The 13,001-nt window shown below is 36.3% G+C and carries 16 protein-coding genes; 8 read left to right on the top strand and 8 right to left on the bottom strand.

All coding sequences use genetic code 11. The annotated features are described in order from the left end of the window. Nucleotides 1-302 precede the first annotated feature (302 nt). The 4 genes from leuC to leuB all read left to right on the top strand — a co-directional run bounded on the left by leuC (nt 303) and on the right by leuB (nt 5,132). Entirely contained in the window at nt 303-1,697 is a 1,395-nt protein-coding gene (gene leuC, locus MG292_RS04385; RefSeq protein WP_264533920.1) for a 3-isopropylmalate dehydratase large subunit, read from the top strand. 92 nt (nt 1,698-1,789) lie between these two features. Then, nucleotides 1,790-2,386: a 3-isopropylmalate dehydratase small subunit gene (gene leuD, locus MG292_RS04380; protein WP_264533921.1), complete on the top strand. Its 597-nt coding sequence runs from the start codon at nt 1,790-1,792 to the stop codon at nt 2,384-2,386. Nucleotides 2,387-2,499: 113 nt separating this feature from the next. Beyond that, nucleotides 2,500-4,023, top strand: coding sequence for an alpha-isopropylmalate synthase regulatory domain-containing protein (locus tag MG292_RS04375; protein ID WP_264533922.1), 1,524 nt, complete (start codon nt 2,500-2,502; stop codon nt 4,021-4,023). A 47-nt stretch (nt 4,024-4,070) separates the two neighbouring features. Continuing rightward, complete coding sequence (gene leuB, locus MG292_RS04370) at nt 4,071-5,132, top strand: 3-isopropylmalate dehydrogenase (protein ID WP_264533923.1); 1,062 nt, start codon at nt 4,071-4,073, stop codon at nt 5,130-5,132. A 72-nt stretch (nt 5,133-5,204) separates the two neighbouring features. On the opposite strand, the gene MG292_RS04365 is transcribed toward leuB, so the two are convergent. Continuing rightward, entirely contained in the window at nt 5,205-5,516 is a 312-nt protein-coding gene (locus MG292_RS04365) for an RNA recognition motif domain-containing protein (RefSeq protein ID WP_264533924.1), read from the bottom strand. Nucleotides 5,517-5,757: 241 nt separating this feature from the next. Here MG292_RS04365 and MG292_RS04360 point away from each other — a divergent pair, with 241 nt between their 5' ends. The 4 genes from MG292_RS04360 (at nt 5,758) to MG292_RS04345 (ending at nt 8,632) form a co-directional block, all read left to right on the top strand. Further along, complete coding sequence (locus MG292_RS04360; protein ID WP_264533925.1) at nt 5,758-6,387, top strand: 30S ribosomal protein S16; 630 nt, start codon at nt 5,758-5,760, stop codon at nt 6,385-6,387. 16 nt (nt 6,388-6,403) lie between these two features. Then, entirely contained in the window at nt 6,404-6,928 is a 525-nt protein-coding gene (rimM, locus tag MG292_RS04355) for a ribosome maturation factor RimM (RefSeq protein WP_264533926.1), read from the top strand. An 80-nt stretch (nt 6,929-7,008) separates the two neighbouring features. After that, complete coding sequence (locus MG292_RS04350) at nt 7,009-7,749, top strand: tRNA1(Val) (adenine(37)-N6)-methyltransferase (protein ID WP_264533927.1); 741 nt, start codon at nt 7,009-7,011, stop codon at nt 7,747-7,749. A gap of 100 nt (nt 7,750-7,849) precedes the next feature. Then, nucleotides 7,850-8,632 (top strand): DUF3050 domain-containing protein, encoded by a 783-nt coding sequence (locus MG292_RS04345; RefSeq protein WP_264533928.1) that lies wholly within the window; start codon nt 7,850-7,852, stop codon nt 8,630-8,632. A 49-nt stretch (nt 8,633-8,681) separates the two neighbouring features. Here the strand turns inward: MG292_RS04345 and MG292_RS04340 are convergent, their stop codons facing one another. The 7 genes from MG292_RS04340 to MG292_RS04310 all read right to left on the bottom strand — a co-directional run bounded on the left by MG292_RS04340 (nt 8,682) and on the right by MG292_RS04310 (nt 12,887). After that, nucleotides 8,682-8,999 (bottom strand): 2Fe-2S iron-sulfur cluster-binding protein, encoded by a 318-nt coding sequence (locus MG292_RS04340; protein ID WP_264533929.1) that lies wholly within the window; start codon nt 8,997-8,999, stop codon nt 8,682-8,684. A gap of 47 nt (nt 9,000-9,046) precedes the next feature. Continuing rightward, nucleotides 9,047-9,286: a NifU family protein gene (locus MG292_RS04335; protein WP_264533930.1), complete on the bottom strand. Its 240-nt coding sequence runs from the start codon at nt 9,284-9,286 to the stop codon at nt 9,047-9,049. Between the two features lie 11 nt (nt 9,287-9,297). Continuing rightward, nucleotides 9,298-10,425: an Mrp/NBP35 family ATP-binding protein gene (locus tag MG292_RS04330; RefSeq protein WP_264533931.1), complete on the bottom strand. Its 1,128-nt coding sequence runs from the start codon at nt 10,423-10,425 to the stop codon at nt 9,298-9,300. Between the two features lie 171 nt (nt 10,426-10,596). After that, entirely contained in the window at nt 10,597-10,929 is a 333-nt protein-coding gene (locus MG292_RS04325; RefSeq protein WP_264533932.1) for an MGMT family protein, read from the bottom strand. 8 nt (nt 10,930-10,937) lie between these two features. Beyond that, on the bottom strand, nt 10,938-11,573 hold the full coding sequence (locus MG292_RS04320; protein ID WP_264533933.1) for a LysE family transporter: 636 nt from the start codon (nt 11,571-11,573) through the stop codon (nt 10,938-10,940). Between the two features lie 61 nt (nt 11,574-11,634). Beyond that, the gene (gene trmB, locus MG292_RS04315) at nt 11,635-12,309 is read right to left on the bottom strand and encodes a tRNA (guanosine(46)-N7)-methyltransferase TrmB (protein ID WP_264533934.1); all 675 of its coding nucleotides are present in this window, start codon (nt 12,307-12,309) and stop codon (nt 11,635-11,637) included. Between the two features lie 68 nt (nt 12,310-12,377). Further along, nucleotides 12,378-12,887: a nuclear transport factor 2 family protein gene (locus MG292_RS04310; protein ID WP_264533935.1), complete on the bottom strand. Its 510-nt coding sequence runs from the start codon at nt 12,885-12,887 to the stop codon at nt 12,378-12,380. Nucleotides 12,888-13,001 lie beyond the last annotated feature (114 nt).

Below are 13,001 nucleotides of genomic sequence, written 5' to 3'. Positions count from 1 at the left end.
TTTTAGCCAAAAAAGGTCATTTTAACCCAAAACAAGCCTAAATTTGCCGATTTTAGAAAAAGATTTATTCGCCTTTAAAGAGTTTCTTTCAACTCTTTTTATTAAAACAAAAAATTACCAACGATCTAAAATCAACATTTTTTGAATTTATTTAGTAATCTAATGGTGTTTTGGGTATCGTATATCACAGATATATTGGTAATACCACTTTATTTCTTTTTTTAAATTTGCACAAATTGATACAATTGTGACGTATTCAAGATCAATTGTTAAGAGAGAAAATACATTAAAAAATAGTTACAATGAGTAAGACATTATTTGACAAAGTATGGGATTCGCACGTGGTGCGTAAAATTGAAGATGGACCAGACGTGCTTTTTATTGACCGTCATTTCATCCACGAAGTTACCAGTCCTGTTGCCTTTTTAGGTTTAAAAACAAGAGGTATCTCAGTTTTATATCCAGAGCGTACTTTTGCCACTGCCGATCACAACACACCAACCATAAATCAACATTTACCTGTTACTGACCCGCTATCTGCCAATCAATTGAAAGCGTTAGAAGACAATGCCAATGAATATGGTATTTCTCACTGGGGATTGGGACACCAAAAAAACGGAATTGTTCACGTAGTAGGTCCTGAAAACGGAATTACTTTACCTGGAGCAACCATTGTTTGTGGCGATTCACATACTTCTACTCACGGTGCTTTTGGAGCTATTGCTTTTGGTATCGGAACTTCTGAGGTAGAAATGGTTTTGTCAACGCAATGTATTATGCAGCCAAAACCAAAGAAAATGCGTATCAATGTTAATGGTCAATTAGGAAAAGGTGTAAGTCCAAAAGATGTGGCTCTTTATATTATTTCAAAATTGACTACTTCTGGTGGTACAGGTTATTTTGTAGAATATGCCGGTGATGTTTTTGAAAATATGACTATGGAAGGTCGTATGACTGTGTGTAACTTAAGTATCGAAATGGGTGCTCGTGGAGGAATGATTGCTCCAGACCAAACCACTTTTAATTTCTTAGAAGGAAGACTTCATGCTCCAAAAGGAGAAGCTTGGAATAAAGCCGTAGCGTATTGGAAAACCCTAAAAACGGATGCTGATGCAGTGTTTGATGCCGAGCTAAATTTTAATGCTTCTGATATTGAACCAATGATTACGTATGGTACTAACCCTGGAATGGGAATTGGTATTTCTAAACATATTCCGAATGCTAACCAAGTAGAAGGTGGCGAGGAAACTTACAAAAAATCATTAGCGTACATGGGCTTCGAAGAAAATGACATCATGATTGGTAAACCAATCGACTATGTTTTCTTAGGAAGTTGTACCAATGGCCGAATTGAAGATTTTAGAGCTTTTGCCGAAATTGTAAAAGGAAGAAAAAAAGCGGACAACGTTACGGCTTGGTTAGTACCAGGTTCTCACGTAGTAGAAGCACAAATTAAAGAAGAAGGATTATTAGACATTCTTACTGAAGCAGGATTTGTATTGCGTCAACCAGGTTGTTCAGCCTGTTTGGCAATGAATGATGATAAAGTTCCTGCTGGAAAATACGCAGTAAGTACCTCAAACAGAAACTTTGAAGGTCGTCAAGGTCCTGGTTCAAGAACTTTATTGGCAAGTCCAATAATGGCTGCTGCAGCTGCAGTTACAGGTAAATTGACTGATCCAAGAGAGTTATTTTAAGAATATATAGATTATATAATTAAGTAGTATCTTGAGATTTACTTTTTTAAAAATCAAAAATCCTCAATTGCTAATCAAAAATCAAAAATCAAATGGCATACGATAAATTTAATGTTCTTAGAAGTAGTGCGGTGCCACTACCTATAGAAAACGTAGATACTGATCAAATTATACCAGCACGTTTCTTAAAAGCTACCAAACGTGAAGGTTTTGGCGATAATCTTTTCAGAGACTGGAGATATAATGGAGATGATACTCCAAAAGCAGATTTCGTTTTAAACAATCCAACTTACAGCGGAAAAATCCTTGTGGGCGGAAAGAACTTCGGTTCAGGTTCTTCTAGAGAACACGCAGCTTGGGCAGTTTACGATTACGGGTTCAGAGCGGTAGTTTCTAGTTTCTTTGCTGATATTTTCAAAGGAAATTGTTTAAATATTGGAGTACTTCCTGTTCAAGTAAGTCCAGAATTTGCAGCCACTATTTTCAGTGCTATTGAAGCAGATCCAAAAACAGAATTAGAAATCAATTTACCAGCACAAACGATTACTTTATTGGCTACAGGTCAAAGTGAGTCTTTCGCTATCAATGGATACAAAAAGAACAATATGATCAACGGCTTTGATGATATTGATTATTTACAAAATATGAAAGAAGACATCGTTAGCTTTGCTAACGAACTGCCTTACTAAAAACAAATCAAACAAATGCAGTTACTTCGTGTCAAATCTAGTGTTTGACTGAGTAACTGCTTTTACCGTTTTATAAAAAGAGGAATCAAACGAGTTTTAGAATCACATGTATAATGGGAAAAAGAAAAATTGAAATAATGGACACGACGCTTCGCGATGGAGAACAAACCTCGGGAGTATCATTTTCTGCTGCAGAAAAATTAACCATTGCACAATTGTTGCTTGAAGAACTGCATATTGATCGTATTGAAATTGCTTCGGCGCGCGTTAGCGAAGGAGAATTTCAAGGAGTTAAAGGTATTATGGAATGGGCTTCTGCCAAAGGATATACAGATAAAATCGAAGTACTCTCTTTTGTAGACGGTGGCGTTTCTATAGAATGGATGAAAAAAGCAGGAGCCAAAGTTCAAAATTTATTGACCAAAGGTTCGCTCAACCATTTGACGCATCAATTAAAGAAAACACCCGAACAACATTTTTCTGAAATTGCACAAGCAATCGCTTTAGCAAAAGAAAATAATATTGAAACCAACGTCTATTTAGAAGATTGGAGCAACGGAATGCGCAATTCACCTGACTATATTTTTCAATACTTGGATTTTTTAACCCAACAACCTGTCAAAAGAATCTTATTACCGGATACTTTGGGTGTATTAATTCCGTCGGAGACATTTGAATTTGTTTCAAAAATTACAACCAAATACCCGAACACCCATTTTGATTTCCACGCTCACAACGATTACGATTTGAGTGTTGCCAATGCTATCGAAGCGGTAAAAGCAGGCATTCACGGATTACACGTTACCGTAAACGGAATGGGAGAACGCGCCGGAAATGCACCACTTGAAAGTACCGTAGCAGTAATCAACGATTTTATTCCAGAAGTAAACATCAACGTAAAAGAATCGTCTTTGTACTCGGTAAGTAAATTAGTCGAGACGTTTACAGGATATAGAATTCCAGCTAACAAACCGATTGTAGGAGATAACGTATTCACGCAAACTGCAGGAATCCATGCTGACGGAGACAACAAAAATAATTTATATTTCAATGATTTACTCCCAGAACGTTTTGGAAGAAAAAGAAAATATGCTTTAGGAAAAACTTCTGGAAAAGCCAATATCGAAAAGAATCTTCAGGAATTGGGGTTACACCTCAATCAAGACGATTTAAAATTGGTTACCCAACGAATTATCGAATTGGGTGACAAAAAAGAAACGGTTACCAAAGAAGATTTACCGTACATCATCTCAGATGTTTTGGATAGCCAAACCTACGAAGAACGTATTACTGTTGAGTCGTACGTATTAGTTCACTCCAAAGGAATGCGCCCTTCGACAACTCTTTGTCTAAAAATTGACGGAGAAATTATCGAAGAAAATGCACAAGGAGACGGACAATTTGATGCTTTTATGAATGCCTTGGCAAAAATTTACAAAAGCAAAAAAATGAGTTTACCCAAATTAGTAGACTACGCTGTGAGAATACCGCCAGGAAGTAGCTCGGATGCGTTATGTGAAACCATTATTACTTGGGTCAATAACGGCAAAGAATTCAAAACCCGCGGGCTGGATTCGGACCAAACCGTAGCCGCTATTGTGGCGACTCAAAAAATGCTGAACGTAGTAAGTATCTAAACACTGATAGAACGAAATAAAATATATAACACGAAAAATAATACCCAATGAAATTCAATATTGCTCTTTTAGCCGGAGACGGAATAGGACCAGAAGTAATTAATGAAGCTGTAAAAGTTTCGGATGCTATTGCAAAAAAATTCAATCACGAAATCAACTGGACTCCAGCATTAACAGGTGCTTGTGCTATCGATGCTGTTGGCGTTCCTTACCCTGATGAAACACACGAAATCTGTATGAAAGCAGATGCGGTTTTATTTGGCGCTATTGGACACCCAAAATACGACAACGATCCTTCAGCAAAAGTACGTCCTGAACAAGGATTGTTATTGATGCGTAAAAAATTAGGATTGTTTGCCAATGTACGTCCTACTTTCACTTTCCCATCTTTGATTGACAATTCTCCTTTAAAAAGAGAACGTATTGAAGGTACCGATTTAGTTTTCTTAAGAGAATTAACTGGCGGGATTTACTTTGGCGAAAAAGGAAGAAAAGACAACGGCGATACTGCTTTTGACAACTGTGTTTACACTAGAGCCGAAGTACAACGTTTGGCTAAAAAAGGTTTCGAATTAGCGATGACTCGTAGCAAAAAATTGTGTTGTGTGGACAAAGCCAACGTATTAGAAACGTCTCGTTTGTGGAGAGAAACTGTTCAAGCCATGGAAAAAGACTACCCAGAAGTGGAAGTATCGTATGAATTTGTAGATGCTGTTGCGATGCGATTGGTACAATGGCCTAATTCGTATGACGTATTAATTACTGAAAATTTATTTGGAGATATCTTAACAGATGAAGCTTCTGTAATTTCAGGATCAATGGGATTAATGCCGTCAGCATCTGTGGGAGAACATACTTCACTATACGAACCTATTCACGGGTCGTACCCACAAGCTACAGGATTGAATATTGCTAACCCATTGGCTACTATTTTATCTGCTGCCATGATGTTTGAAGATGCTTTTGGACTAAAAGCCGAAGCAGATGCCATTAGAGCAGTAGTCAACAAATCATTAGCGGAAGGAATTGTTACGGAAGATTTAGCACCAAAAGGAGCTAAAGCTTACAAAACAAGCGAAGTAGGCGATTGGCTAGTGGCTAATTTGTAATTCACAATCTGATTTAAAACAATAAAGGTGTCAATGAAAATTGACACCTTTATTGTATATAAAGAAAAAATACTAATATCCTCCTCTACCTCCGCGTGAATCTCTACCACGGTTGTTGTTAAAACTTCTTCTTTCGCCTTCTGGTTTAGGCTCTGATTTGTTTACTACAATAGTACGCCCTTGAACAGTAGCACCATTCAATTCGTCAATTGCTTTTTGAGCTTCCTCGTCGCTTGGCATTTCAACAAAACCAAAACCTTTACTTCTACCAGTAAATTTGTCAGTAATAATTTTAACTGAATCTACTGCTCCGTACGCCTCAAAAGACTCTCTTAAATCTGCTTCCTCAATACTGAATGGAAGACTTCCCACAAAAATGTTCATATCAACTTGTTTAATTAAGAGACAAATGTAGTCTTAATTAATCCTAATCTACTACGATTGAACTTATTTATGATTTATTTATCATAAAAGGAATGGTAAGGTCGCTGAATAAGCACAAAAAGACAGCTAAACAATTATCTATCATTAAAATACATTTCGAATTAGCATTTTTAAATAAAAAATGTATCTTTGCACCCTTAATTAACCGAGGTCGAGTACCTCAAAATTTAATCATAAGATTATGTCAGTAAAAATTAGATTACAAAGACACGGTAAAAAAGGAAAACCTTTTTACTGGGTAGTAGCAGCAGATGCTCGCTCAAAAAGAGATGGTAAATACCTAGAGAAAATCGGTACTTACAACCCAAACACTAATCCAGCAACTGTTGAGTTAGACCTTGACAGCGCAGTAAAATGGTTGCACAATGGTGCACAACCAACCGATACTGCAAAAGCAATCCTTTCTTACAAAGGTGCCTTATTGAAACACCACTTAGATGGAGGAGTTCGTAAAGGTGCTTTAACTCAAGAACAAGCGGATGCTAAATTAGCGGCTTGGTTAGAAGAAAAAGCAGCTAAAGTTAACGCTAAAAAAGATGGTTTATCAAAAGCACAAGCTGATGTTAAAGCAAAAGCGTTAAAAGCTGAAAAAGAAGTTAACGCTAAACGTATTGCTGCTGCGGCTCAAGCTGAAGCAGATGCTATTGCTGCTGCAACTCCTGCTGTAGAAGAAGAAGTTGCTGAAGAAGTTACTGAAGCTCAAGAAGAAGTTGCTGTTGAGGCTGTTGCTGAAGAAGTAGCAACGGAAGAAGCTCCTGCTGTTGAGGAAACTCCTGCTGCAGAAGAAGGTAACGAAGCAACTGAAGCATAAATTCCCTAAGGCGACAATGCGTAAAGAAGATTGTTTCTATTTAGGTAAAATCGCTAAAAAATTTAGTTTCAAGGGAGAAGTCTTAGCCTATTTAGACACAGACGAACCCGAGCTATACGAAAATCTGGAATCAGTGTTTGTTGAATGCAACAAACACTTGATTCCTTTTTTTATTGAAAATGCTTCTTTTCATAAAAACGACTTTCTTAGAATTCGTTTTGAAGATGTCAATACCGAAGAAGAGGCCGAAGCCCTTTTAGGTAATGACCTTTACCTCCCTTTAAGTATGTTGCCTAAATTAACAGGTAACAAGTTTTATTTTCACGAAGTAATTGGATTTGAAGTAGAAGACCAGCGTCTTGGCGTGGTCGGCAAAATTCAATCCATCAACGATTCTACCGCACAACCTCTTTTTGAAGTACTCAACAGGGGTGTTGAAATTTTAATTCCAATGATTGACCATTTTTTGGTAAAAGTTGATCGGGAAAACAAAAAAGTGGTGATGAATTTACCCGAAGGTTTGATTGAAATGTACCTTTAAAAAGGTGAATCGGTTATTTGTTTATTCGGTTTATCGAAAATCTACGATCAAAAATCGTTAATCTACAATCTGAAATCATTATGTCAAAATTCCAATTCAAACAATTCTCGCTTGAACAAGACCGTTGCGCAATGAAAATTGGAACGGATGGCGTTTTACTTGGTGCTTGGGCGCCACTATCTCACCAACCATTCTCGATTTTAGACATTGGAACTGGAACTGGAATTATTGCTTTAATGCTTGCGCAACGCTCTAATGCCGAACAAATTGACGCTTTAGAAATCGAAGAAAACGCATATGAACAAGCAACAGATAATTTCGAAGCTTCACCTTGGAACGAACGCTTATTTTGTTTTCATGCTGGCTTAGACGAATTTATGGAAGAGCCAGAAGATGACCCGAGCGATAGCGAACTGGCACAGCAGTACGATTTGATTGTATCCAATCCGCCGTTCTATGCCGAAGATTATAAAACCAATGATAATCAACGTGATTTAGCACGCTTTCAAGACGCACTCCCTTTTGAAGATTTGATTGAAGCAGCTGATTTACTACTGTCTGAAAACGGAATTTTGGCCGTCATTATCCCTTTCAAAGAAGAAGCACGATTTTTGGCATTAGCCCATGAATTTGAATTGTACCCAACCCATATTACCCGAGTAAAAGGGACTCCGACTACTGAAACCAAGCGTAGTTTGTTGGCTTTAAGCCGAAACAAAATTGACAATAGCACAATTGACGAACTCGTTATTGAAATAGATCGTCACGAATACACCCCAGAATACATAGCACTTACAAAAGATTTTTACATAAAAATGTAATTGTATAAAGTAGTAAACAACTATTAAAGTATTTATAAAATTGATACTAAAAGCTTCTTAAAAACTAGACACTTTTCTACTTTTACAAAAAATTAAACCTATGAATATCGAGAGCATTAACCAAAGTATTCAATCTCAAAAAGATATCTTACTACACCATCCTTTATATCAAAAAGTTCAAACTATTGAGGACTTACACCATTTTCTAGAAAGCCATGTATATGCCGTTTGGGATTTTATGTCTTTACTAAAAGCCTTACAATCCAAACTAACTTGTACATCAACGCCTTGGTTCCCTACAGTCAATACCGAAACCCGTTATTTAATCAACGAAATTGTTACTGCCGAAGAAAGTGATTTAACTCTAGATGGTCACCGTCAAAGTCATTTCGAAATGTACTTAGAAGCGATGCAAGACTGTGGTGCAAACACAGCTGAAGTTGAGCAATTTTTGACAAGTATTCGTTCGTTGAACAATATATTTGTAGCGATTAAAACAAGTGAGTTACACCCCAACATCAAAGCCTTTTTAGACTTTACTTTCAGAGTAATTGAAGAAGGTAAAACTCATGAAATAGCAGCTGCTTTCACTTTTGGAAGAGAAGATTTAATTCCGAGTATGTTTACTGCCATTTTGAAAAACTTCCAAGCTAGTTTCCCTGAAACCGATTTACGAAAACTAATCTATTATTTTGAAAGACATATCGAATTGGATGCAGATGAACACGGCCCAATGGCTATGCAAATGATTTCAGAATTGTGCAGCACTGACGCCCAAAAATGGAAAGAAGTAGAGGTGGTTTCTATTCTTGCATTAGAAAAACGCATCGGCCTTTGGGACGCCATTGAGGAAAGTATTTCTTTGAAGACAGCAATGGTTTAGCCTACACTAATTATAGATAAAAAAGCGAGAAAATTTTCTCGCTTTTTTTTTAACTCTCTGGAGCCAATTCCAACTCCAATCCGTCTAATTCTTCGGTAATTGGGATTTGACAACCCAAACGACTATTTGATTTCACATAAAATGCTTCAGACAGCATTGCCTCTTCGTCATCACCTTTTTCTGGCAAAGGCACATCGTTTAAAACATAACATTGACAAGAAGCACACATTGCCATTCCGCCACAAGTTCCTTCAACTGGAAGCTCATACGCTTTACACAATTCCATGATGTTCATCGCCATATCGGTTGGCGCTTGCAATTCATGAACCACTCCCTCTCTATCTTTAATTTTAATTAAAACGTCCATTTGTATTTATTTCTAGTTGTGTGTTATTATAGTAAAAAACAGACGCTTTACAGCACGTTCTCTACTGTTTCTATTTGAGGCACATATTTTTTTATCGTAGTTTCTACTCCTGCTTTTAAAGTCATTTGATTGACACTACAGCTAGTACATGCCCCTTCCAAACGCACTTTTACATGCTTATCTTCTTCTATTGCGATTAACGAAATGTCACCGCCATCTGAATTCAAAAATGGTCTAATTTCGTCTAAGGCTTTAAGCACATTCGCCATTACTTCTTCTGTTGTCATATCTTCAAAAATTATTTTTTAACTGCTGAACAACCCGCCATTGTTGTAATTTTAATTGCTTCGGTTGCAGGCAAACTTTCATTTCTATTTACGGTTTGTTGGACTACATTTCGAGTAATTTCCTGGAAAACAGATTCGATTACAGACCCTTCTTGCATTGCCGCAGGGCGACCGTAATCTCCTGCTTCACGAATTGATTGAACAATTGGCACTTCGCCAAGGAAAGGCACATTTAAGTCGGTAGCCAAATTTTTAGCTCCTTCTTGTCCAAAAATGTAGTATTTATTATTTGGTAATTCTTCAGGTGTAAAATAGGCCATGTTTTCAATGATTCCCAAAACAGGCACATTGATGGCTTCGGATAAAAACATTGCCACCCCTTTTTTGGCATCAGCCAAAGCAACCGCTTGAGGTGTACTCACCACGACCGCACCTGTAATAGGCAACGATTGCATAATTGAAAGATGAATATCTCCCGTTCCTGGTGGTAAATCAATCAACATGAAATCCAATTCGCCCCAATCAGCATCAAAAATCATTTGGTTCAATGCTTTAGCGGCCATTGGCCCACGCCAAATTACTGCTTGGCTTGGTGAAGTAAAGAATCCAATAGATAAAATTTTGACTTCATAGCTTTCAATTGGTTTCATTTTAGATTTTCCATCCACCTCAATTGAAATCGGTTTTTCCTCTTCCACATCAAACATGATTGGCATAGAAGGTCCGTAAACATCAGCATCCAAAACACCAACAGAAAATCCCATTCTAGCTAAAGAAACCGCTAAATTAGCTGTAGTTGTAGATTTACCTACCCCTCCTTTTCCAGAAGCTACAGCAATAATATTTTTAATTCCCGGAATGGCTTTTCCTTTAATTTCAGGTTTATCAGCCACTTCTACCTTGGTATTTACTTTGATTTTGGCTTCTGGTGAAACCAAATCGTGAATTGTTTTTTTGATATCGTCTTCGGCTCTTTTTTTAATATGCATTGCCGGAGAATTCAATACTAAATCAACTACTACCTCATCTCCAAAAGTAATTACATTAGTAACCGCTCCGCTCTCGACCATATTTTTCCCTTCACCAGCAATCGAAATTGTTTCTAAAGCCTTAAGAATCTCTTTTCTATCTAATTTCATTTTGTTTGTTCCAAAAATTATACGCTCAAAAAAAATGGGATAAAACCCGTTTATTTAAACTTAATATGAATTGCAAATATAACAGATTCTATTGGTTTTTTACCGCTTTTGAATTGGATTTATTGATACTCAAATCAGTACTTATTATTTAAAAAGATATCCAATTGAAGCCTATTTTTGCACTTCTGGTTCCCAAAAATGATTTTCAAAATTTACAATTTGGTTTTCTCGAACTTCAACGCCTTCATTTTCTAATAATTGTTGCATTAAATGGGTTCCGTCAAAATGTAATTTTCCTGTCAACAATCCTTTTCTATTGACCACACGATGCGCTGGAACATCTTCTAAATGATGAGAAGCATTCATCGCCCAACCCACCATTCTTGCTGAACGTGCTGTCCCCAATGCCTTTGCAATAGCGCCATAGGAAGTAACTTTCCCGTAAGGAATTTGCCTTACTATTTCATACACCCGTTCGAAAAAATTATCGTTAGACTTTGTCATTAAAATGTTTATTTCAAATAGTATTTGACAATATTAAATAACGTAATCAAAGTAATTACACCTGTTATACTCCCGATAATTTTATTCATATTTCGCATAAAAAAATCCGTTTTGCTTTCAATTTTACTAAAAAACGAAATATAACTATAGAAGACAAGGAAAGACCCCAACACAGCTCCAAATACAAAAATAAATATAGAAAGTGTTTCGAAAGAAAACCATCCATAAGAAGCCAAGGACAAACTTACCAAAACATAATATGGAATGGGGAAAAAATTCAAAGCTGACAACAACATTCCTAAAAAGAATCGGGTGGAAATGCGTTGTTTTTTAATTTTCCCTTTTATTTTTTTAGGCGTTTTGGCTATAGCCAAGAAATAAATTGTCAAAAGGGAAAAAATACCACAACCTACTTCTCTTAACAATACTACTACTTGAGGCCGTTCTCCAATAAATTGTGCAAATAGAATTGCTAAATACACTTGAAAGAAGATAACCAAAATAGCTCCAGTTACGAAGGATAACGCAGAACGTTTACCCTCTTTTATATTGACTTTAGCTGCTGTCATATTAATTAATCCCGGCGGAAGAATTCCTATAACAGCGCTAACAAATCCAAAAAACAATGCGGTAATTAGAATCATATAGTGCTTTGTTTCAGTACTAATGTGTTGTTTTACTTCAATTCCTGAAACCGAAACGACACTATTTTATTTTAAATCGAATATACGTAATTGCTTTGTTAATTTCTAAATATTGTTTTTCATAAAAGGTTTGAAAAGCAGTTACCTCTTCAGGACTTCCTTCATTTTTGTACACATTATGATTCGCATACAACACCTCGTGACCTTCGCCATGCAATAAGCCAAGAGTATATCCATGCATGAATTCACTATCCGTTTTCAGATTCATTACCCCGTCTTTCTTCAGGATTTTTTTATACAATTGCAAAAACTGTGAATTAGTCATTCTGTGTTTTGTGCGTTTGTATTTAATTTGTGGGTCTGGGAAAGTAATCCAAATTTCATCTACTTCATTTTCAGCAAAAATATGATCGATAAGCTCAATTTGAGTTCGAACGAAAGCTACATTATGTAATCCAGATTCTACAGCCGTTTTAGCACCACGCCAAAAACGCGCCCCTTTAATATCAATTCCAATAAAGTTTTTGTTAGGATATTTTTCGGCTAAACCAACAGAATATTCTCCTTTACCACAGCCTAATTCTAACACTATCGGATTTTCATTTTTAAAAAAATCAGCATTCCATTTCCCTCTCAATGGAAATAAATTCCCCACTACCTCTTCTCTTGTTGGCTGAAAAACATTGCTGAATGTTTCGTTTTCCTTGAATCTTTTTAATTTATTTTTACTTCCCACTTGTATTCAAATATTTTGGCAAATTTAACTGAAATATATAAGACAAGTGGACAAGCTGAGAAAAAAGATTATGATTTAGAACGCAACTGTTGAATTATCGGTTCCTCAATTGTAGTTTTAATTTGAACCACTTCGTTAACATTCTCATTAGGAATAGTCATGGACAAGACATAGTGCTTTATTTTCCATTGATTCCCTATCTTTACTACTACTCCGGAACCCCTGCAAATCTTCATCTGTGTAGATAATAACTCATCAAACCAAGCCGTATTTCCAGTAGTATCAAAATAAATATGCCTTTCTAATGCCGAAAATGACCACGCTTTACCTTTATCGAAATACGGTTTTGCAAAGGCCTCAAAAGCAGATCGATTCCAATTTTCTTTGGCATCAGTTCCTACAAAAACAGCATCGGCTGTCATCAATTCAAAATACCCTTTAAAATTAGCTTCTGAGGCAGCGCTATGCCAAGAATCTAAAACTACATTAATTGCTTTTTTTGAATCTGAAATTTGAGCAAAACCAGCATTAGAATTCAAAACCAAAAATCCAAAAGCAATGATTACAAAATGTTTCATATTACTATTTTTTCCGTAAATTTAATACATAATTTAATTCGAATTATGAAAAAGGGTGTTTGCTTAGTAACCAAAATAATTATAGGTTTTTTACTTATAGTTATTTCTTGCCAA

It is taken from the genome of Flavobacterium keumense (assembly GCF_029866485.1).
Classification (GTDB): Bacteria; Bacteroidota; Bacteroidia; order Flavobacteriales; family Flavobacteriaceae; genus Flavobacterium; species Flavobacterium keumense.
The sequence above is the reverse complement of the archived record's forward strand: the minus strand, read 5'-3'. Positions and strand labels throughout refer to the sequence as shown.

Excerpts from the sequence above, each read along its gene's own strand:
- MG292_RS04325 (WP_264533932.1), bottom strand. The coding sequence starts at position 10,929 with ATGACAAAGTCTAACGATAATTTTTTCGAACGGGTGTATGAAATAGTA.
- MG292_RS04340 (WP_264533929.1), bottom strand. The coding sequence starts at position 8,999 with ATGGACGTTTTAATTAAAATTAAAGATAGAGAGGGAGTGGTTCATGAA.
- MG292_RS04350 (WP_264533927.1), top strand. The coding sequence starts at position 7,009 with ATGTCAAAATTCCAATTCAAACAATTCTCGCTTGAACAAGACCGTTGC.
- leuD (WP_264533921.1), top strand. The coding sequence starts at position 1,790 with ATGGCATACGATAAATTTAATGTTCTTAGAAGTAGTGCGGTGCCACTA.
- MG292_RS04360 (WP_264533925.1), top strand. The coding sequence starts at position 5,758 with ATGTCAGTAAAAATTAGATTACAAAGACACGGTAAAAAAGGAAAACCT.
- MG292_RS04365 (WP_264533924.1), bottom strand. The coding sequence starts at position 5,516 with ATGAACATTTTTGTGGGAAGTCTTCCATTCAGTATTGAGGAAGCAGAT.
- MG292_RS04375 (WP_264533922.1), top strand. The coding sequence starts at position 2,500 with ATGGGAAAAAGAAAAATTGAAATAATGGACACGACGCTTCGCGATGGA.
- MG292_RS04320 (WP_264533933.1), bottom strand. The coding sequence starts at position 11,573 with ATGATTCTAATTACCGCATTGTTTTTTGGATTTGTTAGCGCTGTTATA.
- MG292_RS04335 (WP_264533930.1), bottom strand. The coding sequence starts at position 9,286 with ATGACAACAGAAGAAGTAATGGCGAATGTGCTTAAAGCCTTAGACGAA.
- leuC (WP_264533920.1), top strand. The coding sequence starts at position 303 with ATGAGTAAGACATTATTTGACAAAGTATGGGATTCGCACGTGGTGCGT.
- leuB (WP_264533923.1), top strand. The coding sequence starts at position 4,071 with ATGAAATTCAATATTGCTCTTTTAGCCGGAGACGGAATAGGACCAGAA.
- MG292_RS04345 (WP_264533928.1), top strand. The coding sequence starts at position 7,850 with ATGAATATCGAGAGCATTAACCAAAGTATTCAATCTCAAAAAGATATC.
- MG292_RS04330 (WP_264533931.1), bottom strand. The coding sequence starts at position 10,425 with ATGAAATTAGATAGAAAAGAGATTCTTAAGGCTTTAGAAACAATTTCG.
- MG292_RS04310 (WP_264533935.1), bottom strand. The coding sequence starts at position 12,887 with ATGAAACATTTTGTAATCATTGCTTTTGGATTTTTGGTTTTGAATTCT.
- rimM (WP_264533926.1), top strand. The coding sequence starts at position 6,404 with ATGCGTAAAGAAGATTGTTTCTATTTAGGTAAAATCGCTAAAAAATTT.